Origin of the sequence: Cysteiniphilum litorale (genome assembly GCF_003428165.1) — a bacterium.
Classification (GTDB): Bacteria; Pseudomonadota; Gammaproteobacteria; order Francisellales; family Francisellaceae; genus Caedibacter; species Caedibacter litoralis.
On sequence record NZ_QLIQ01000027.1, the window covers coordinates 13,986 to 32,687 of the forward strand.

Sequence of the window (18,702 nt, forward strand, 5' to 3'; positions counted from 1 at the left end):
AGGAGAAATAAAAGATGGCAATTAAAATTGCAATTAATGGTTATGGGCGCATTGGTCGTTGTGTATTACGTGCGATTTATGAAGCGGGTTTAACAAACGATTTTAAAATCGTTGCCATTAATGATTTGGGCAGCCCTGAGGTTAATGTTCATTTGACAAAGTATGATACAACACATGGTCGCTTCCACGCAGATGTTTCTTTACAAAATAACGAAATGGTGATCAATAACGATCGCATTAAAATCTTAGCTGAGCGTAACCCAGCTGATTTGCCATGGAAAGATTTGGATATCGATGTGGTCTTTGAATGTACTGGTTTATTCACATCAAAAGAGAAGTGCGGCGCACATATTCAAGCGGGTGCTAAAAAGGTTGTTATCTCAGCTCCAGGTGGCAATGATGTTGATGCAACGATTGTTTATGGTGTGAATCACAATGTATTAACTTCTGATATGACGGTTATTTCTAATGCGTCATGCACAACAAACTGTTTGGCACCTGTGGCTAAAGTATTAAACGATAGTATCGGTATTCAAGAAGGTTTGATGACAACGATTCATGCGTATACTAATGATCAGAAAATTGTTGATAGCTATCACAGTGATTTACATCGCGCACGTGCTGCTGCGCACAATATGATCCCAACTAAAACGGGAGCCGCTGCTGCTGTAGGTTTGGTGTTGCCTGATCTTAAAGGGCGTTTAGATGGTTTTGCAATGCGTGTGCCAACGATTAACGTATCAGTAGTTGATTTGACATTCACTGCTAAAAAGCACACTTCTGTGGAAGAAGTTAATGGTTTATTAAAAGCCGCTTCTGAAGCAGGTAATTTAAAAGGTGTGTTAGGCTATAATCTTGAGCCATTAGTCTCTATGGACTTTAACCATAATCCGCATCCATCGATCTTTGATGCCACACAAACGCGTGTGATTGGCAATCTTGTGAAAGTCCTTTCTTGGTATGACAATGAATGGGGCTTCTCAAATCAGATGCTAAGAACGACAAAAGCGTGGTTTGCAGCTAAGTAAAATAAGTAAAAAAGTATTTAAGGCGTGAAGACGCCTTTTTTGTTTTTAAGGATTAATAATGAACTTTTTATCAATAACGGATGTGCCACTAAAGGGCAAAAAAGTCTTGATGCGCGTTGATTTCAACGTGCCAGTCAAAGATGGCAAAGTCACCAGTTTCGTGCGCATTGATGCCGCATTACCAACTATTAAATACGCATTAAATCAAGGTGCCAGTGTGATATTGATGTCACACTTAGGGCGTCCTGAGGAAGGTGAGTATAATGAAGAATACTCACTAAAACCCGTAGCGGAATGCTTAACACAAAAGCTAGGTCAGTCGGTAAATCTTATCAAAGACTATCTCTCTGGTGTTAACGTTAATGCCGGTGATGTGGTGATCTGTGAAAATGTACGCTTTAACAAGGGCGAGAAAAAATCAGATGACGCATTATCACGGAAGCTCGCGAGTTTATGTGATGTCTTTGTGATGGATGCCTTTGCAACAGCGCACAGAGCGCAAGCCTCGACTTATGGTGTTGCTAAATACGCACCAGTTGCCTGTGCTGGTCTTTTATTAACTGAGGAATTAAACGCACTTAAAGCAGTACTAAAAAATCCACAAAAGCCATTAGCAGCAATTGTTGGTGGGTCAAAAGTATCAACTAAATTAACCGTGCTTGAGAATTTAATTGATCAGGTTGATCAATTGATTGTTGGTGGTGGTATTGCTAATACGTTCTTAGTTGCCGCTGGCTTTAATGTTGGCAAATCATTAATAGAAGCAGATCTTGTTGATACGGCACGTGCCTTGATCGACAAGGCGCGCGCAAAGGGGGCTGATATTCCATTACCTATTGATGTGCGAGTTGCAAAAAGCTTTAGTGAAGAGGCTAAAGCTGAGATTAAAACCATCGAATCGATTGAACCGGATGATATGATTTTAGATATCGGTCCTTTGACAGAGGTAAAACTCGCAGCAACAATTGCTAAAGCCAAAACCATTTTATGGAATGGTCCGGTAGGTGTATTTGAGTTTCCAGAGTTTGAAGCAGGGACCAAGGCGATTGCCAAAGCAATTGCTGATTCAGATGCTTTCTCAGTTGCAGGTGGTGGCGATACCATTGCTGCGATTGAGAAGTTTAATATCAAAGATAAAGTATCGTATATTTCAACCGCAGGGGGTGCTTTTTTAGAGTTTATTGAAGGCAAAACCCTGCCTGGTGTTGAAGTATTATGCGAACGTGCACAAGAGGTGAAAGCATGAGAAGAACGAAAATCTTAGCAACCATAGGTCCTGCAAGCGAGTCCAAAGAAGTGCTAAGTAAAATGGTCGATGCCGGATTAAATGCGGTGCGTTGTAATTTCTCACACGGTACGGCGGATGATCATCGTAAACGTGTGCAACTGATTCGTGAAGTTGCCAAAGAAAAAGGCGTTTATATCGGTATTCTAGCGGACTTACAGGGGCCAAAGATTCGTGTGGCTAAGTTTAAAGATGGCAAAGTGCTCTTAAAAAATGGTGACACATTTATCCTTGATGCTGAAATGGATAAGGCAGCAGGAGATGAGAAATCAGTTGGGATTGATTATAAAGAGTTACCAAATGATGTTAAAAAAGGCGATGTTCTACTGTTAGATGATGGCAAGATTGTGTTAACGGTTGCCAAGGTTGAAGGTGCTAAAGTGCATTGTAAAGTGACTGTGGGTGGCAAGCTTTCTAACAATAAAGGCATTAACAAAAAAGGTGGCGGCTTAACCGCACCAGCATTGACTGAAAAAGACAAAGAAGATATTAAAACCGCTGCAGCACTTGAAGTGGATTATGTGGCGGTGTCTTTTCCACGCGATGCCAAGGACATGGAGTATGCGCGTAAGTTATTGCTAGAATCAGGCTCAGAAGCAGGCGTTGTTGCTAAGGTTGAGCGCACTGAAGCGGTGGCTAATATCGAAGAGATCATTAAAGCATCCGATGCGATAATGGTCGCGCGTGGCGATTTAGCCGTTGAGATCGGCGACGAGAATGTGCCAGCAGCTCAGAAGATGATTATCCGCTTAACGCGTGAATTAGATAAAGTCGTTATTACCGCAACGCAAATGATGGAATCGATGATTACAAGCTCAACACCAACGCGTGCTGAAGTATCTGATGTTGCTAATGCCGTATTAGATGGAACAGATGTAGTTATGCTCTCAGCTGAGTCTGCAGCAGGCGATTATCCTGTTGAAACGGTCTCTGCAATGTCACGTGTGTGTGAAGCTGCTGAGAATAGCAACTTGGTGCATATCGTCTCTAAAGATAATGTGACGCGTCACCATGATCGAGTCGATGAAGCCGTAGCGAGTGCTGCTGTTTATTTAGCAAATCATGTTGATGCTAAAGCGATTATTTCATTAACTGAATCAGGCTCTACTGCGTTATGGATGTCACGTATTAATACTCATCTACCGATTTATGCGTTATCACGTAATCGCATGACTTTGGGCAAAATGACGCTTTATCGTGGGGTTGTACCGATTGAGTTTGACTCAACACGTATGGCGCGCTTTTATGTGAACCGTGAGGCATCGCTTGAGCTTGAGAAGCGTGGTATTGTCAAGGCGGGTGAGTGGATGGTATTAACCAGTGGTGATCACATGGGTGTTCATGGTGGCACCAATAAGATTAAGGTTATTCAAGCCGGTAATGTGGTATAAATAATTGGAGTTACGCATTTTAGCGAAATAAAACACCCCGTCAGCCTGCGGCTGCCACCCCTCTTGCAAAGAGGGGAATTAGGCAAGGGTAGTGTACATTCCCCTCTTTGCAAGAGGGGTGCCGAGCTTGCGAGGTGGGGTGTTGAACTGAAAAAAATGGCGTAACTTCCGTAAATAAAAAATAAGGATAAGAAAATGGCATTAGTATCATTACGTCAATTATTGGATCATGCAGCAGAACATCGTTATGGCATTCCTGCATTTAATGTTAACAACTTAGAGCAAATCCGTGCGGTGATGGAAGCTGCAAGCAAGGTTAAAGCACCGGTTATCCTACAAGCTTCAGCGGGTGCCAGAAAATATGCAGGGGCACCATTTATTCGCCACCTTGTGTTAGCTGCGATTGAAGAATATCCAGATATTCCAGTATGTATGCATCAAGATCACGGGACATCGCCAGATGTTTGTCAGCGCTCCATTCAATTAGGCTTTTCATCAGTGATGATGGATGGTTCATTAAAAGCAGATGGCAAAACGCCAGCAGATTATGCCTATAATGTTGATGTTACCAAACGTACCGCTGCAATGGCGCATGCTTGTGGTGTATCCGTTGAGGGGGAACTTGGTTGCTTAGGGTCGCTTGAAACAGGGCAAGCAGGTGAAGAAGATGGTGTAGGTGCTGTTGGCACCTTATCACATGATCAAATGTTAACTGATCCAGAAGAAGCAGCACAATTTGTCAAAGAAACAAAAGTGGATGCCTTAGCCATTGCGATTGGTACGAGTCATGGTGCCTATAAATTTACCAAACCACCGACAGGTGATGTCCTAGCAATCTCACGTGTTAAAGAGATTCATGCACGTATTCCGGATACCCATTTGGTGATGCATGGTTCATCTTCAGTGCCACAAGATTGGCTTAAAGTCATCAATGAATACGGCGGTGATATGGGTGAGACCTATGGTGTGCCTGTTGCTGAAATCGTTGAAGCGATCAAATATGGTGTCAGAAAGGTCAACATCGATACCGATCTACGTATGGCAGCTACTGGTGCAATTCGCAAATTTATGGCAACACATCGCGCGGAATTTGATCCACGTAAGTATAATGCAGTTGCAAAAGATGCAATGCGTGATATTTGTCAGGCGCGTTATGAGGCTTTTGGTGCTGCGGGTATGGCAGATAAAATCAAGCCAATCTCTTTAGAGAAAATGTATCAAATGTATCAAACGGGTGAATTAGACCCACGCGTTAAATAACTGAAGCTACGCACTTTAGAAAAACTATGATTTTATAAACACCCCGTCAGCCTACGGCTGCCACCCCTCTTGCAAAGAGGGGAATTAGGCAACGGTGATTTTATTCCCCTCTTTGCAAGAGGGGTGCCGAGCTTGCGAGGTGGGGTGTTGAAATAGCAAAAGTGCGTAACTCCAGTTAAATAATAGGGTTATGCACTTTGTGATTTTTTTAAGACTACACCGTCTGCTTTTTGTTGACTAAGGATAACATTTTAGCGAAGTCTTTAGTCAATCCCTCTATATTTTGATATTTGTCATTACTAAATTTAGATTTTTTAGAAAATACAGTGTAATAGGTTTTACTAAAAATCGGTGTCGGATGAATAACAATCCCTTCAAGTTTAATGTCTTTATCTAAGTGTTCTACAACCTCGGGAATGGCTGGGATTAGTTGGACTTTGTTCATAATTAACATTCTTAAGGCCTGCTCAAGTGTGTTATATGTTTGGATGTGCTTAGCATTATATGATTTGGCGAGACAGCTTAATAATTCACTTGAGTAGCTGTTATCTTTGACAAGTCCAATGGTAATATTAAGTGTGCTGAGATTTGGGCATAGATCAAAATATTGTTTTTGATGGTTTTGGTTGGTAACCCAAGTGTATTTGAGATGTGCTGTCGCTGTCTCTGGATAATAGACATAAGGCTCACGAGCTTTCTTTTTAGAAACCATCAAAGCACCATCCATTTTACCTTGTTTGACAAGTTGCCAGCATTGCTTCCATGGCATGATATAGACTTGTGTTGTTACATTAAGTTTCTTTAGTACTTGCTTATTTAACGTCACATCAGAGCCAAGTACAGTATTGTTGTGTTTGTAGTCATAAGGAGGCCAAGGCTCAGCGCAAAACTTGAGTGTTGAGTGACTTTCTTGTGCTCGGCTTAGTGCTGGCATGGCGCAGATACCAAGCACGATTATCTTGGTTATTTGTAAATAGTGTTGAAATAGCCGTTTACCTTCCATGTTGTGTTTCCTTCCTGTTGCTGTAATTACCGCATTAACATTAGCACTTATCGTGTTAGAAATCATCCATGATCACAGTTTGTTTGTCAGAATTTAATTTTGCACGCTATCACAATTATCCGCAAAGATTGCATTAACGAATTTGTAACCATTAGCAGCGTCTTGATTAATGCTCCAACTCATCGCACCACCAAATTGTGGGTCATTAAAGACACTGGATGTTTGGTATGCTTTACATAGCTCACTATAAGCACGATCTTTGTAAACACCATTGTAAACAGTAGCGAGTCCTGCTGCGGGTTTATCCGAAGGTTGACCTGGGATAATTTTAGTACTAGCTGGAATAATTTGCTTTAAGCGCACAAAGCTATTAACCACAAATTGAGGATGCATTTGGTTAATATTTGTTTCACTGGCACCACTGCATATCGAGCCAATGCCAAATTGATCAATGCAGTAGTGTCCGGTGTTATACTCTTGAATAAAGATATAATCAAACAATCCAGCCGCGACAGATTTTTCATAAATACGCTGTGTTCCAGTATTTACAAGATGTACCTCACCATTGTTGATTAGGTTAAACTGAGGTGCAGCAGTAATGACAAAATCAGCATCAATTTGTTTAATGGCTTGGATGGTTCTATAGATATCGGACTCCATTTTCTTTTCATCAATGCCGCCTAAATTTTCAAGATCAAAATCAATTCCATCAGCACCTAGAGATTTAGCATAGTTAACAATGTTTTGTGCAACAACTGCTGGATCCGCACCATTTGGTTTAAAGGTATTATGCTCACCACCAACCGATAAGATCACATGTTTTAATTTGCCACTTTGTTTAGCTTGCTCAATATCTTTTTTCATATTGTTTTGCCAGTTACCACCATTTTGCCAATCGGCATAAATGTTCCAAGGATCTGTCATAGTTAGTGGATTAGCATCATTCACTACAGCAAAGGCAAGTACAATTGTATTATAACCACGTTCAACGGCGTCACTTATTTTAACTTGCGTATTCCAAGGCGTTAAATAACCAACCATTAGTGGCTTATCTGCTTTTGCTTGATATTGTAATTTGGCATCTCCTTGGATAACGCCATCAATAATGCTAATCGGTGTTGCACTGTATTTTAGACCATCCATAGTGAAGCTTTCGCCTTTGATTTGATAGCTACCAATGCTCGGTACTTTAAATGCATTATTGCCTAACTGTAAATGCTGTGCATCTGATTGGTATTGATTGCCATTAGTGCCTGCTATTGATGCCTTTGGATATGCCATTGGTGCGGCACCATTAAAATCAACATCGATATTAAGTGTACTGTAAGGTATTTCTTGAACATCAAAGTGAATATCAAGTGCGTAGTGCTCTTTGTCTTTGGCATCAATGCTTGATGTGCTTAGTTGTGCAACGTAGATATGTCCATCTTCAAAATCAATAATATCATTAACGCTAAAGTCATGCTCTCCTTTGCTTAAACCAATGGTTGTGCCTGAGAGTGGAATCATATGCAGCTTATCACCGATCATTAAAGCAATTTGATGATCATCGGCAATGCCGTGGGTGTCTCCACTTATCGTAACTTTAAGATCAGCCACTATGTGACCTGCGCATACCTGCCAAGCACTTGAGGTGCCAGGCACGTCATTTGTCCACCAAGAGTTACTAGCGACTTGCCATATTTGATCATCGTGTAGGACAAAGTCACCTTTGCTATATCCGCCCCAATATCCACTATCAGCGCCTTTGTATACTTGTGGATTAACTGGGATGTCACCTATACATTGTTCTGGTGTAGGTGTTGGTTCAGGTTGTGGATCAGGTGTTGGCTCTGGGTCTGGGCTTGGTGTGCTGGTTTCTTGCCACGCAGATTGCCACCAATGTTCAAGTCCGGCAACACCTGGTTCATTATGTGATTGTGTACACCAAGCGCCACCAATGCACTCATAGGTTTTACCGTTATTCGTTACGCTATCGCCCATTTGATAATTGGCAATATTTTCAGGGTAAGTAAAATGTGCGCTATGAGCAACACCACTTAATCCCGCACTCATAATGCTAGCAATAATGACTTTCGATAAGGTTTTTTTATTTTTCATGCTTTCCTCGATAGATGGTTAAATTAGTTTTCTCGACAAGGAAAGCATAAGTTAAAAGATGTATTTAGGCGATAAAATGAGCATCAAGCGTTGTTATGGGGATATAAGATATGCTAATGAGAGCTGCACTGTTGACCAATGGTAGGTTAAGCATAATTAGGCTATGACTATATTTCTGCCCCTTTGATTGTGTAAGCGTTGGCTGAGCGTAAGTCGAAGCCTCTATGGAGTGTGATTTCCCCAAGCTTCCCTTCGACTGATGCTCAGGGAACGGTGGGCACTGTGGGTGAGTATTTAGTCTTAGCCCGTACTATGACAAGAGACATTCTATGCATAAGTGTTAGGAAATCGATGGCTTTTTTGATACTCTTTTTAAGGAGTTAAATTGGAAGGTTAAGGAATCATAGATTATGTCAAAAGGCTGGTTGACAGAATACGCACAAAGTATTGAACAAACGCAAAATTTCTGGGCAAAGAAAAGTCAGATTATCGATTGGATAAGCCCGTGGCAAACTGTTAGTAGTGGTAGCTTCAAAGAGGGAAATATCAAATGGTTTGAAGAGGGCGAATTAAATGCCTGTTACAACTGTGTTGATCGCCATTTGCAAAAACATGCCGATAAAGTTGCTTTCTATTGGGAGGGTGATAACCCTGAGCATAGCAAATCGATAAGCTATCAAATGCTTTATGAGCAGGTGAATCGTTTTGCCAATGTCTTAAAGTCGATTGGTGTTAAAAAAGGTGATGTGGTCTGTATCTATTTACCGATGATTGTTGAAGCCCCTGTTGCGATGTTGGCATGCGCGCGCATTGGCGCGATACATTCCGTTATTTTTGGTGGTTTTTCACCGGTTGCTATTGCTGATAGAGTCAATGATGCTCAATCAAAATTTATCATTACCGCTGATGGTGGTTTTAGAGGTGGTAAAGCCGTGGCACTTAAAGCCAATGTTGATGAAGCATTGAAGCACTGCCCAAGTGTTGAAAAAGTATTAGTTATTAAATACGCCAATAATCCAATCAACTGGAATAATGCGCTGGATGTTGACTACAAAGCGCTTCTTGATAAAGTGCCTGCCATCTGCCCTGTTGAAGTGATGAAAGCTGAAGATCCATTGTTTATTCTGTACACATCAGGCTCAACAGGTAAGCCGAAAGGTGTGGTGCATACTACCGCTGGTTACTTGGTCTATGCAGCGACAACACACAAACATATTTTTGACCTTCAACATAATGATGTTTATTGGTGTACGGCAGATGTCGGCTGGATTACAGGGCATTCCTATGTGGTTTATGGACCACTTGTTAATGCGACTACGAGTGTGTTATTTGAAGGTGTGCCAAGTTATCCGCAAAAATCACGGTTTTTTGATGTGGTTGATAAGTATAAAGTCAGTATTTTTTACACGGCACCAACGGCGATCCGTGCACTACAAGCCGAAGGTGATAATGCTGTTTTAGCTCAGACTACGCGTGATTCTTTACGTATTTTAGGCAGTGTCGGTGAGCCGATTAATCGCGAAGCGTGGCATTGGTATCATGAACAAGTCGGCAAAGGACAATGCGCTATTGTCGATACGTGGTGGCAAACTGAAACCGGTGGAATTATGATTAGCCCTGATTTTAGTCATCAGCAGAAACCAGGTTCAGCAATGACGCCATTTTGGGGTGTTGATGTGGCTATTTTAGATAAAACCTCAGCTAAAGAAGTCAAAGGTGCATTAGAGGCGCATGATTATGGTGCATTGGTAATTAAAAAGCCGTGGCCTGGCATGATGCGTAGCTTATGGGGAGACCATGAGCGCTATATGCAAAGCTATTTTAATGTTTATCCTGGGTATTATTTCCCTGGTGACGGTGCTTATCGCGATCAAGATAATCATTATTGGATCTCTGGACGTTTAGATGATGTGATTAGTATTGCTGGACATAGAATTGGTACGGCTGAGGTTGAAAGCGTCATCGATTCACATCCAGCGGTTGCTGAAACTGCGGTTGTTGGTATTCCTGATAGTATCAAAGGTGAGGTGATCTATGCATATATCACCCTAGAGAAGGGTGTTAATCCGGATGATTCACTTAAAAAAGAGATTATTCAGTGGGTTAGGAAAACCTATGGGCCAATTGCCAGTATTAAGGTAATTCAATGGGCGCCAATGCTGCCTAAAACAAGATCAGGTAAGATTATGCGCCGCATTTTAAGAAAGATCGCCCATTTTGAAGAGCAACAAATCGGTGATACCTCGACGTTGGCAGATGAAAGTTGTGTTAAAGATTTGATTCTACATCGTGTAGACTATCGAAAAACAGAGAATATGTCTTAAGAATTTATGACCAGCTTTACTTTTAACCTGCGCCATTTTAGTGGAATGGCACCGACACTTAACACGGTAGATGAATGGCAGAAATGGCATGCGTGTAAACAAGACCTGCCAAACTCAGGTGAGATTGCAACGACGCATATACCTGCTAGCTTAAAGCGTCGCTCAAGCTTGGGTGTCAAGCAAGCACTAGAGGTGGCTTTAGCTTGTTTTGCGCAATCTGAAGAAAATCTCGAGATTAATTATACGGTGTTTGCCTCACAACATGGTGAGGTTAATCGTGTGCAGTCGCTACTTAGGCAGATTGCCCAAAAAGAGCTGTTATCCCCTATGGATTTTTCGCAATCAGTGCATAATACCGCGTCCGGTCTTTTGTCATTATCTCAGGGGATCAAAACCAATATCAACTCAATTGCTGGTGGCAAAGATACCTTTTTTATGGCTGTTATTGAAGCATTGACTTATTTACAGCTTAATCCGCATTCACGAGTCTTACTGGTAATCTATGATGAGCCATTGGCAGAGAGCTACAAATCCTATAACTGTGATTATGATCAGCAATATGCTTGTGCTTTTGTGATGGATAATTATGCGCATACAACAAAAGAGGGCTTCACCTGTCGCTTGGACTTATCACCAAGCACTAAAGCCGAAATAAAGAAAGACATAGCCGCGCAAACTGCTGTCTTTCCACCTGCTCTTGTATTCTTAGCGTGGGTTTATGACGAGTTTGATAATAACCTTAAACAAGACAGTGCATTTTGGCAGTTTAATTGGTATAAAAATAATGGGGAGTAGAGTACGGAAATACGTGCTTAAACAATAGTTTATTGGTAATCATGGATATTCGAGTCAAGCTCGAATATGACGATTCATTGTCATTCTCTGACTTGATCCGAGAATCCAAAAAATACCTGATAATATTCGCATAGTTACTTAGATAAAGTTGATGAGGGAAATATGATTAAAAAACAAATGAAGAGCGTTGGCTTTATCGGTTGGCGTGGTATGGTTGGGTCAGTGTTGCTTGAACGCATGCATCAAAATAATGACTTTGCGTCATTCAATCCTGTTTTCTTTAGCACATCACAAAAAGATCAACAAGTGGATGTCCTTGGTGTTGGCACTCAACGATTACAAGATGCATATGCCATGGATAGCTTGATGCAAATGGAGATTATCGTCACATGCCAAGGTAGTGATTATACCGCTGAGATTCTACCTAAATTGAGAGCTAACGGTTGGCAGGGGTATTGGATTGATGCAGCTTCTCATCTGCGCATGGATGAGGATAGTGTGATTGTATTGGATCCTATTAATCGTGATGTGATTGATCACGCTTTAGCAAGTGGAGTTAAAAACTTTGTTGGTGGTAATTGCACCGTGAGTTTGATGATGCTAGCGATTCAAGGCTTACTTCAAGAAGATCTCATTAATTGGATTTCCGTCATGAGCTATCAGGCGGTTTCTGGTGCCGGTGCTAAGGCGATGATTGAGCTTGTTAAGCAAACGTCTTTAGCTAATAATGTTGATATGACAGATAGTTTGAAGCTTGAGCGTAATATTCACACTAAAGTGACTGCTAGTAATTTTCCATGTACGGAGTTCTTGACCCCGATGGCATATAATATTCTGCCCTTTATTGATGCACCATTGGCAAATGGGCAAAGCAAAGAAGAGTGGAAAGCGCAAGCAGAAATGAACAAGATTTTACAGCGATCACCCACCTTGCCAATTGATGGCATTTGTGTACGCGTCCCTGTGTTAAGAGCGCATAGTCAGGCGCTGACGATTGAACTTAAACAAATGATTGATTTGAAAGAAGTAGAGCAAAAAATAAAAAGTGCTAATGAGTGGGTGCGTTTTGTTGATAATGATCCTCAACAAACTGCGAAGCATTTAACGCCGATGGCAGTGAGCAATACCTTGGATATTGCGGTTGGGCGCTTGAAAAAGACGAATCTTTCAGATCGACATATTCAGCTTTTTACTGTGGGTGATCAGCTATTGTGGGGGGCGGCTGAGCCCTTAAGACGAATGTTAAATATTTGTCTTACTCAAATTTAAATTAGCCGAAGTTGATAACTCAAACAGCGCTTGAATAAATTCACGCATCACCTTATTGATCGGTTTATCCAGGTGATATGCCAAATAGGCAGTAAATCCCTTCATGGTGACTTTTTGTAGATCATTGGTAGAGGCACCCTTGGCTTTTAATGCGTCAGCAATACGAATCAAACGACCATCTTTAATTTCCTTTTGCAAAATAAAGTCAGGCAACCAACCGATACCTAAATTAGCAACAATGGCTTTTTTGGCAACTTGCGCATTTGAGAAAATCGAGATGTCTGTGTTTTTGGGTACGGACTTTATTGTTTGCTCATAAAGTAGCGATTGCAGTTTAAGCGTAATAAAGGTTTGTTTGAAGATATTATCAATGTTTAAGTTGTTTAATAATTCATGATTGTCACTTGAGCAGACTAGCGAGTTTTCTAAATTGCAGACTTTTTCGTTGTAATATTTTTTATCCAAAATATCACGTGAGGCAATGATTAAATCACCATCGTAACGCTCATACAATGCCGTGTAATCAAGGGTTGTAAAGTTGATATTATAATTTAACTTAGGGTGTGATTTTTTCACTTGCTTTAATATCTGAATAATCCATTCATCATAAATAGGTGAGACAACAAGGTTCAATTTATAGTCTTTGTTTTCATGCGATAAATGATATAGCAACTTTTTAAATGACGCTTGAATTTCGCGCGCATAGGGCAGAAAGCTTTCTCCCTCGGCGGTTAAGAGTGACTTGCGCCCATTAAAATAAAAGAGCTTCTTGCCAACGTCCATTTCTAAGCTTTTGATTTGTTTGGTGACGGCAGGTTGCGTTAAGTGGAGTAAGTTGGCTGCTTCCGTTAGGTTTTCTGTTTCAACCACTTGTAAAAAAATTTGAATTTGTTTGTAGGTTAAGTTATACGCCATTTTATTGGTTTGCATTGAGCCGAGGATCTAATGTAGACGTATTATAAATAGCTTTCATACTTGTGTCATGGAATGTTTTTATGGGAAGTGTGTTTAAGTTGTGTAGGTGCAGCAAGTCAGAAAACATCCGTGTGAATCACGCTAGGGGGAGTGCGCTACTGCTTGTTTTTCTCTGGCACCTACGGTAGCTAATACTATAGTGTTTAAAAGCTTAATGCAAGCCGTTGATTTCTGATTAGCCATAAGAGATCAGCGCATACTCTGCAGAGATATAAGGTAAATATATAGGCATTTGGCTTAAGTTTTCTTTTTAAGTGATGTTTGAAAAATGAAAATAACAATAGAAAAGCCAAGCGCTACCAAAAGATATGATTTGTCGATGACGATGTCTATGCCTGCTGCCATTAGGATCAAGCCTATAAAAATAAGTGAAGTCAACGCGATTAATTTCAGTTGTAGTGAATGTGTTAATTTTATTAAAAAGCGTGAAGCCAATAACATAATCGCGCATGAGGCAAGAATAGATGCTGCGATCACAAAAATATTGTCACTTAAACCAATCGCAGTGATCACACTATCGATTGAAAAAACTGCATCGATTAAAATAATCTGCGCAATTGCACTTAGCATGTTTTTGGCAACCTGTGTTGAGACGGTTTTGGGGCGGTATAACAGATAGATTTCATGTAGTGCTTTACACAGTAAGAACAATCCACCGATGATCAAAATCATATCTTTAATGCTAATGCCATTACCAAAAATGGAAAAAATCGGTATTGTCCATTGCATGATTAGACTGATAAAAAGCAACGAGACGATACGCATTATTGCTGCCAATGAAGTAGCAGTTATTTGCGCTTTACGTTGTTGGTGAACGGGAAGTTTGGCAGTTACAAGATAAATAAACAATAAATTATCAATCGCTAAGATAGTCTCAAGTGCGGTGATGGTTAAAAAGCTTGTAATAAGTTCCAGCGGAACGTCCAATCTAGGTATCCTCTTTAATGTATAATGACGGCACAAATGATAAATGCATATGGCATTATATGTAAACTTGCTACGGCAATTATTTTTAAGTTATTTTAACTTGTTTTTAGCAATCAGCTTGTGGCAGACTTTGAAAGTGCAAGAATACAACTAAAATACACAGGAGAAACACAATGGAATTAATTGCTGCAAAAAAGGATAAAATTTTTCAAGCTTTAAACGCAATCCTTGAGCATGAGATGGCAGGTGTTGTTCGTTATACGCATTATTCATTAATGATTATTGGTCATGGCAGAATTCCAATTGTCAGTTGGATGCGTGCGCAAGCGCAAGAGAGCTTAACGCATGCAACGCAAGCCGGTGAGATGATTACCCATTTTGGTGAGCACCCATCACTTAAAATCGCACCTTTAACCGAAACACATAAGCATAATATTGATGAGATTTTAACGGAAAGTTTAGAGCACGAGCATGGTGCGTTAAAACTATATCGTGAGCTTTTAGCATTGGCAGAAGAAGCAAAATCCATCATTTTGGAAGAGTATGCACGTGGTCTTATCGTTGAGGAAGAGACGCATATTGGTGAAGTTGAAAAGATGCTTAAAAGACCGTTTTAAAAAGCGCGAAAAATGCCATACAAAAAAACTCTGTAAAATGTTTTGTGATGGCTATGTTTAAATTGCTACAATAGTTTCTCTTATTATTAAGGGGGAAGGTTTATGTCTAAAACAATTATGTATCAAGAGGCGTTGTCAGCGCCTTCAAAAGTTGCCGAGCAATTAAAGTACAATACAAAAATTTGGCAAGAAATATGCGCGCATCTTAAGAAATATCCGCCAGCATTTGCAGCAACCGTTGCTCGCGGCAGCTCGGATCACGCAGCAACCTATGCGAAATACTTGCTAGAAAGTAAAATAGGATTGGTTACGGCATCGATTGCGCCATCTATTTATACGATTTATCAAAGTCAAACAGCGGTGGCGAATAGTCTTTTTTTAGGTATTTCACAGTCAGGTAAAAGCCCTGATTTAGTGCAATCATTCTTAAGTGTAAAAAATCAGGCAACGACAGTCGCCTTAGTTAATGTCGAAGGCTCACCACTGGCAAATGCAGCAAGATTTGTCGTGCCACTTTTAGCAGGAGAAGAAAAGGCGGTTGCTGCAACCAAAAGCTATATTTGTGCCTTGACTGCATTGGCACAGTTTATCGCTATTTATACGGAAGATAAGATATTGCAAGAAGCACTTAATGCATTGCCTGAGTATTTGTCCTTAGCGGCGAATCTTGATTGGCAAGTGGTGATTGATGCGTTAAAAGATGAACAAGATGCCTATGTTATTGGTCGTGGTTACGGTTATGCAATCGCACAAGAAGCCGCTTTGAAACTTAAAGAAACAGCATGCTTGCACTCAGAGCCATTTAGTTCGGCTGAAGTGCTGCATGGTCCATTTGCTTTGATTAAAAAATCATTCCCAACCTTGGTTTTTGCACAAAATGATGCATCAGCTAAGGGCACAATCGAGTTGGCGCAAAAAATGCATCAAATGGGTGCTAATGTGATGTTTGCGATGCCTGGATCACAGCATGTTGATACTACGCATAACCTTGAAACAACCAAAAGCTTGCATCCGTTGTTAGATCCGATTTTATTGATTCAAAGCTTTTATACCATGGCAGCAAAACTTGCTACAGCACGCGGCTTAAATCCAGATCAGCCAGAGAATCTCAATAAAGTGACACAAACGGTGTAAGTGATGCAAAGTTATCGAATAACAGGCGCCCAAATCGTCACTAAAGATGCTGTCCTAGAAGGCGAAATTGCCGTTGAATGTGGCAAAATCATGGCAGTTGGTGAGCCACACTCGAGCTTTTCACATTTGCCCATCGTCGAATACCACCAAAGTGATAAGGTGATTCCGGGATTTATTGATACCCATATTCATGGCAGTTGTGGCTGTGATGTGATGGATGGTGAAATTGAGTCCTTAAAAGTGATTACATCATCCTTGTATCGCCAAGGGGTTACTTCATTTTTGGCAACGACAATGACCCAAACTGAAGCCGCAATTAGTAAAGCACTTAATAATGTCGCTGACTTTAATAAGTCGCATGCTCATGGTCGACACTTTGCCAATATCTTAGGTGTGCATTTAGAGGGGCCTTTTATTTCACTGGATAAAATTGGTGCGCAAAACCCTGAATTTTTGCAGGAGTCTTCGATTGCTAAGCTTAAGAGCTGGCAACATAAGGCGAATCATCTTGTTAAAAAAATCACACTTGCGCCAGAGATGTTAGGTGCTAATCATGTGATTGATTGGTGTGTTAGTGAGCAAGTGATTGCCTCGATTGGACACACCAATTGCACAGCAAAAGAAGCACTAGTAGCAATTGATCGAGGTTGCTCTCAAGCGACGCATTTATTTAATGCGATGAGTGGCATTGATCACCGTAAACCAGGAGCCGCAACCGCTTTATTAATGTCAGAGAAGGTTGTTGCCGAGCTGATCGTTGATGGCGTGCATCTAGCACCTGAAATTGTTGATATGGTTTATCGCGTAAAAGGGGCTGATGGTATTTTGTTGGTCACTGATGCGATGTCAGCACAAGCCCATGGTGAGGGTGTGTTTGATCTTGGTGGGCAGAAAGTAATTGTCAAAAATAATGAAGCACGATTAGAAAATGGTGTATTAGCCGGTAGTGTGTTGACGATGAATAATGCATTAAAAAACATGCTCACATATAGTGACTGCAGTTTGCCAGAAATTGTTAAGATGACGAGCTATAATGCCGCAAAGAGTCTTAATATGCATCATTGTAAAGGGGATATCAAAAAAGGAGCTGATGCTGATTTGGTCGTTGTTGATAAGCATTTTCAGATTAAGCAAGTATTTAAAGCGTCATAATGAAAGTCGATGTTATTGTTATTGGGGCGGGTGCCTCAGGACTTATGTGTGCCATTGAAGCGGCGAAAAGAGGGCGCAAAGTATTGGTTCTTGATCATGCTAATAAAGTTGGTAAAAAGATACTCATGTCAGGTGGCGGTCGCTGTAATTTCACAAATTACTATGTTGAACCGGCACGCTTTTTATCACAAAACCCACATTTTTGTAAGTCTGCCTTAACGCGTTATACGCAATGGGATTTTATCGCATTAGTTGACACTTATCAGCTGAATTACCATGAGAAAACGTTGGGTCAGCTTTTCTGTGATGGTAAGTCACATGAAATTGTTGATATTCTGCTAAATGAATGCCGTAAATATCAGGTTGAAATTAAACTAAATACGACAGTTAATCAGCTGTGCCAATGTGATCAAGTTGCACCAGCTGAGCTTAGGTTTTATGTTAAAACAACCGCAGGGGATTATCATGCCGAGTCTGTCGTTATTGCTACAGGGGGGCTCTCAATCCCAACGATGGGTGCCTCAGGCTTTGGCTATGAGATTGCGCGCCAGTTTGGTCTTCACGTGCTGTCAACTTCAGCGGCATTAGTGCCCTTTGTGCTTGGTGAGCATGATAAATTAAAATATGCTGAGCTTTCAGGCGTTTCTGTATTTTCTGAGGTCAGTTGTAATAATCAGAGCTTTCGTGAGAATTTACTCTTTACACATCGCGGCTTAAGTGGACCTGTGATGCTGCAGATCTCATCTTATTGGCAGCTTGGAGACTATTTGCACATCAATTTATTGCCAGAAATAGCCTCGTTAAGTGAATTGCTTCATGTGCACAAAAAATCACAAGGTGCCACACTCTTAAAATCACTGTTAGAAAATTACCTACCTAAAAGGCTATTGCCTTTATTTGTGGATGAATTATTACTTAACAAGAAGCTCGCAGATCTTGCTAATAGTGAGATCGAGCAGATGATGCAATGCTTACAATCATGGCAGATAAAACCGTGTGGTACGGAAGGATATCGCACAGCTGAAGTCACCAAAGGTGGGGTGAGTTGTGATGAAATATCTTCAAAAACAATGGAAACTCACAAAATTAAAGGGCTTTATTTCATTGGCGAGGTCGTTGATGTCGCCGGATGGCTTGGTGGATATAACTTTCAATGGGCATGGGCATCAGGGTGGGCTGCTGGTCAATTCGCATAATCCTGATTCATAAATAATCAATTTGATTTAAAGTTAATCATTTTGAAATAGTTAATTTATCTATTATATATTGTTACATATTTACAACCCATAAAAATAACGCTATAGTCTGTCGGCTTGGGGCGGCGTGTATTTGACAAAAATAATGCTGTATTTTAAAACATATATCTATCGTCAATGCTCGTTAAAGGAGGTTTGTAGCACTGTGATATTTATAAGGTATAAAAACGAATGTAAATAATAGAA

Annotated in this window: 15 protein-coding genes; 11 read left to right on the top strand and 4 right to left on the bottom strand. The window is 40.6% G+C overall.

Annotated features, from left to right (window positions below):
* Positions 1-14 precede the first annotated feature (14 nt).
* The 4 genes from gap to fba all read left to right on the top strand — a co-directional run bounded on the left by gap (position 15) and on the right by fba (position 4,964).
* The gene (gene gap / locus DNJ75_RS10540; RefSeq protein WP_117003424.1) at positions 15-1,028 is read left to right on the top strand and encodes a type I glyceraldehyde-3-phosphate dehydrogenase; all 1,014 of its coding nucleotides are present in this window, start codon (positions 15-17) and stop codon (positions 1,026-1,028) included.
* Between the two features lie 58 nt (positions 1,029-1,086).
* Positions 1,087-2,274, top strand: a complete 1,188-nt coding sequence (locus tag DNJ75_RS10545) for a phosphoglycerate kinase (RefSeq protein WP_117003425.1) — start codon at positions 1,087-1,089, stop codon at positions 2,272-2,274.
* Complete coding sequence (pyk, locus tag DNJ75_RS10550) at positions 2,271-3,704, top strand: pyruvate kinase (RefSeq protein WP_117003426.1); 1,434 nt, start codon at positions 2,271-2,273, stop codon at positions 3,702-3,704. Before DNJ75_RS10545 ends, pyk begins: the two co-directional genes overlap by 4 nt.
* Before the next feature lie 195 nt (positions 3,705-3,899).
* A complete protein-coding gene (gene fba, locus DNJ75_RS10555; protein ID WP_117003427.1) occupies positions 3,900-4,964 on the top strand; it encodes a class II fructose-bisphosphate aldolase in 1,065 nt (354 codons plus the stop codon).
* Positions 4,965-5,178: 214 nt separating this feature from the next.
* On the opposite strand, the gene DNJ75_RS10560 is transcribed toward fba, so the two are convergent.
* Complete coding sequence (locus DNJ75_RS10560) at positions 5,179-5,967, bottom strand: substrate-binding periplasmic protein (RefSeq protein ID WP_206609104.1); 789 nt, start codon at positions 5,965-5,967, stop codon at positions 5,179-5,181.
* Between the two features lie 93 nt (positions 5,968-6,060).
* A complete protein-coding gene (locus DNJ75_RS10565; protein ID WP_117003429.1) occupies positions 6,061-8,067 on the bottom strand; it encodes a glycosyl hydrolase family 18 protein in 2,007 nt (668 codons plus the stop codon).
* A 410-nt stretch (positions 8,068-8,477) separates the two neighbouring features.
* Here DNJ75_RS10565 and acs point away from each other — a divergent pair, with 410 nt between their 5' ends.
* The 3 genes from acs to asd all read left to right on the top strand — a co-directional run bounded on the left by acs (position 8,478) and on the right by asd (position 12,455).
* A complete protein-coding gene (gene acs / locus DNJ75_RS10570; protein ID WP_117003430.1) occupies positions 8,478-10,391 on the top strand; it encodes an acetate--CoA ligase in 1,914 nt (637 codons plus the stop codon).
* Between the two features lie 6 nt (positions 10,392-10,397).
* Positions 10,398-11,186: a beta-ketoacyl synthase chain length factor gene (locus tag DNJ75_RS10575; protein ID WP_117003431.1), complete on the top strand. Its 789-nt coding sequence runs from the start codon at positions 10,398-10,400 to the stop codon at positions 11,184-11,186.
* Between the two features lie 177 nt (positions 11,187-11,363).
* Complete coding sequence (gene asd / locus DNJ75_RS10580) at positions 11,364-12,455, top strand: aspartate-semialdehyde dehydrogenase (RefSeq protein ID WP_117003444.1); 1,092 nt, start codon at positions 11,364-11,366, stop codon at positions 12,453-12,455.
* On the opposite strand, the gene DNJ75_RS10585 is transcribed toward asd, so the two are convergent.
* Both DNJ75_RS10585 and DNJ75_RS10590 read right to left on the bottom strand, forming a co-directional pair.
* Complete coding sequence (locus DNJ75_RS10585) at positions 12,429-13,385, bottom strand: LysR family transcriptional regulator (RefSeq protein ID WP_117003432.1); 957 nt, start codon at positions 13,383-13,385, stop codon at positions 12,429-12,431. The genes asd and DNJ75_RS10585 overlap by 27 nt on opposite strands.
* 282 nt (positions 13,386-13,667) lie before the next feature.
* A complete protein-coding gene (locus DNJ75_RS10590; protein ID WP_157968305.1) occupies positions 13,668-14,357 on the bottom strand; it encodes a TerC family protein in 690 nt (229 codons plus the stop codon).
* 173 nt (positions 14,358-14,530) lie between these two features.
* Between DNJ75_RS10590 and DNJ75_RS10595 the strand changes: the two genes are divergently transcribed.
* The 4 genes from DNJ75_RS10595 to DNJ75_RS10610 all read left to right on the top strand — a co-directional run bounded on the left by DNJ75_RS10595 (position 14,531) and on the right by DNJ75_RS10610 (position 18,456).
* Positions 14,531-14,974: a ferritin-like domain-containing protein gene (locus tag DNJ75_RS10595; protein WP_117003434.1), complete on the top strand. Its 444-nt coding sequence runs from the start codon at positions 14,531-14,533 to the stop codon at positions 14,972-14,974.
* A gap of 102 nt (positions 14,975-15,076) precedes the next feature.
* Positions 15,077-16,108 carry an SIS domain-containing protein gene (locus DNJ75_RS10600; protein WP_224742319.1) on the top strand — a complete coding sequence of 344 codons (1,032 nt, stop codon included), beginning with the start codon at positions 15,077-15,079 and terminating at the stop codon, positions 16,106-16,108.
* Positions 16,109-16,111: 3 nt separating this feature from the next.
* Positions 16,112-17,260, top strand: a complete 1,149-nt coding sequence (nagA, locus tag DNJ75_RS10605; protein WP_117003435.1) for an N-acetylglucosamine-6-phosphate deacetylase — start codon at positions 16,112-16,114, stop codon at positions 17,258-17,260.
* Positions 17,260-18,456, top strand: coding sequence for a BaiN/RdsA family NAD(P)/FAD-dependent oxidoreductase (locus tag DNJ75_RS10610; protein ID WP_117003436.1), 1,197 nt, complete (start codon positions 17,260-17,262; stop codon positions 18,454-18,456). The genes nagA and DNJ75_RS10610 overlap by 1 nt, the downstream gene beginning before the upstream one ends.
* Positions 18,457-18,702 lie beyond the last annotated feature (246 nt).

What these genes read in the sequence shown, in the direction of transcription:
- gap (WP_117003424.1), top strand. Translation starts at nt 15, where the DNA reads ATGGCAATTAAAATTGCAATTAATGGTTATGGGCGCATTGGTCGTTGT.
- DNJ75_RS10545 (WP_117003425.1), top strand. Translation starts at nt 1,087, where the DNA reads ATGAACTTTTTATCAATAACGGATGTGCCACTAAAGGGCAAAAAAGTC.
- pyk (WP_117003426.1), top strand. Translation starts at nt 2,271, where the DNA reads ATGAGAAGAACGAAAATCTTAGCAACCATAGGTCCTGCAAGCGAGTCC.
- fba (WP_117003427.1), top strand. Translation starts at nt 3,900, where the DNA reads ATGGCATTAGTATCATTACGTCAATTATTGGATCATGCAGCAGAACAT.
- DNJ75_RS10560 (WP_206609104.1), bottom strand. Translation starts at nt 5,967, where the DNA reads ATGGAAGGTAAACGGCTATTTCAACACTATTTACAAATAACCAAGATA.
- DNJ75_RS10565 (WP_117003429.1), bottom strand. Translation starts at nt 8,067, where the DNA reads ATGAAAAATAAAAAAACCTTATCGAAAGTCATTATTGCTAGCATTATG.
- acs (WP_117003430.1), top strand. Translation starts at nt 8,478, where the DNA reads ATGTCAAAAGGCTGGTTGACAGAATACGCACAAAGTATTGAACAAACG.
- DNJ75_RS10575 (WP_117003431.1), top strand. Translation starts at nt 10,398, where the DNA reads ATGACCAGCTTTACTTTTAACCTGCGCCATTTTAGTGGAATGGCACCG.
- asd (WP_117003444.1), top strand. Translation starts at nt 11,364, where the DNA reads ATGAAGAGCGTTGGCTTTATCGGTTGGCGTGGTATGGTTGGGTCAGTG.
- DNJ75_RS10585 (WP_117003432.1), bottom strand. Translation starts at nt 13,385, where the DNA reads ATGCAAACCAATAAAATGGCGTATAACTTAACCTACAAACAAATTCAA.
- DNJ75_RS10595 (WP_117003434.1), top strand. Translation starts at nt 14,531, where the DNA reads ATGGAATTAATTGCTGCAAAAAAGGATAAAATTTTTCAAGCTTTAAAC.
- DNJ75_RS10600 (WP_224742319.1), top strand. Translation starts at nt 15,077, where the DNA reads ATGTCTAAAACAATTATGTATCAAGAGGCGTTGTCAGCGCCTTCAAAA.
- nagA (WP_117003435.1), top strand. Translation starts at nt 16,112, where the DNA reads ATGCAAAGTTATCGAATAACAGGCGCCCAAATCGTCACTAAAGATGCT.
- DNJ75_RS10610 (WP_117003436.1), top strand. Translation starts at nt 17,260, where the DNA reads ATGAAAGTCGATGTTATTGTTATTGGGGCGGGTGCCTCAGGACTTATG.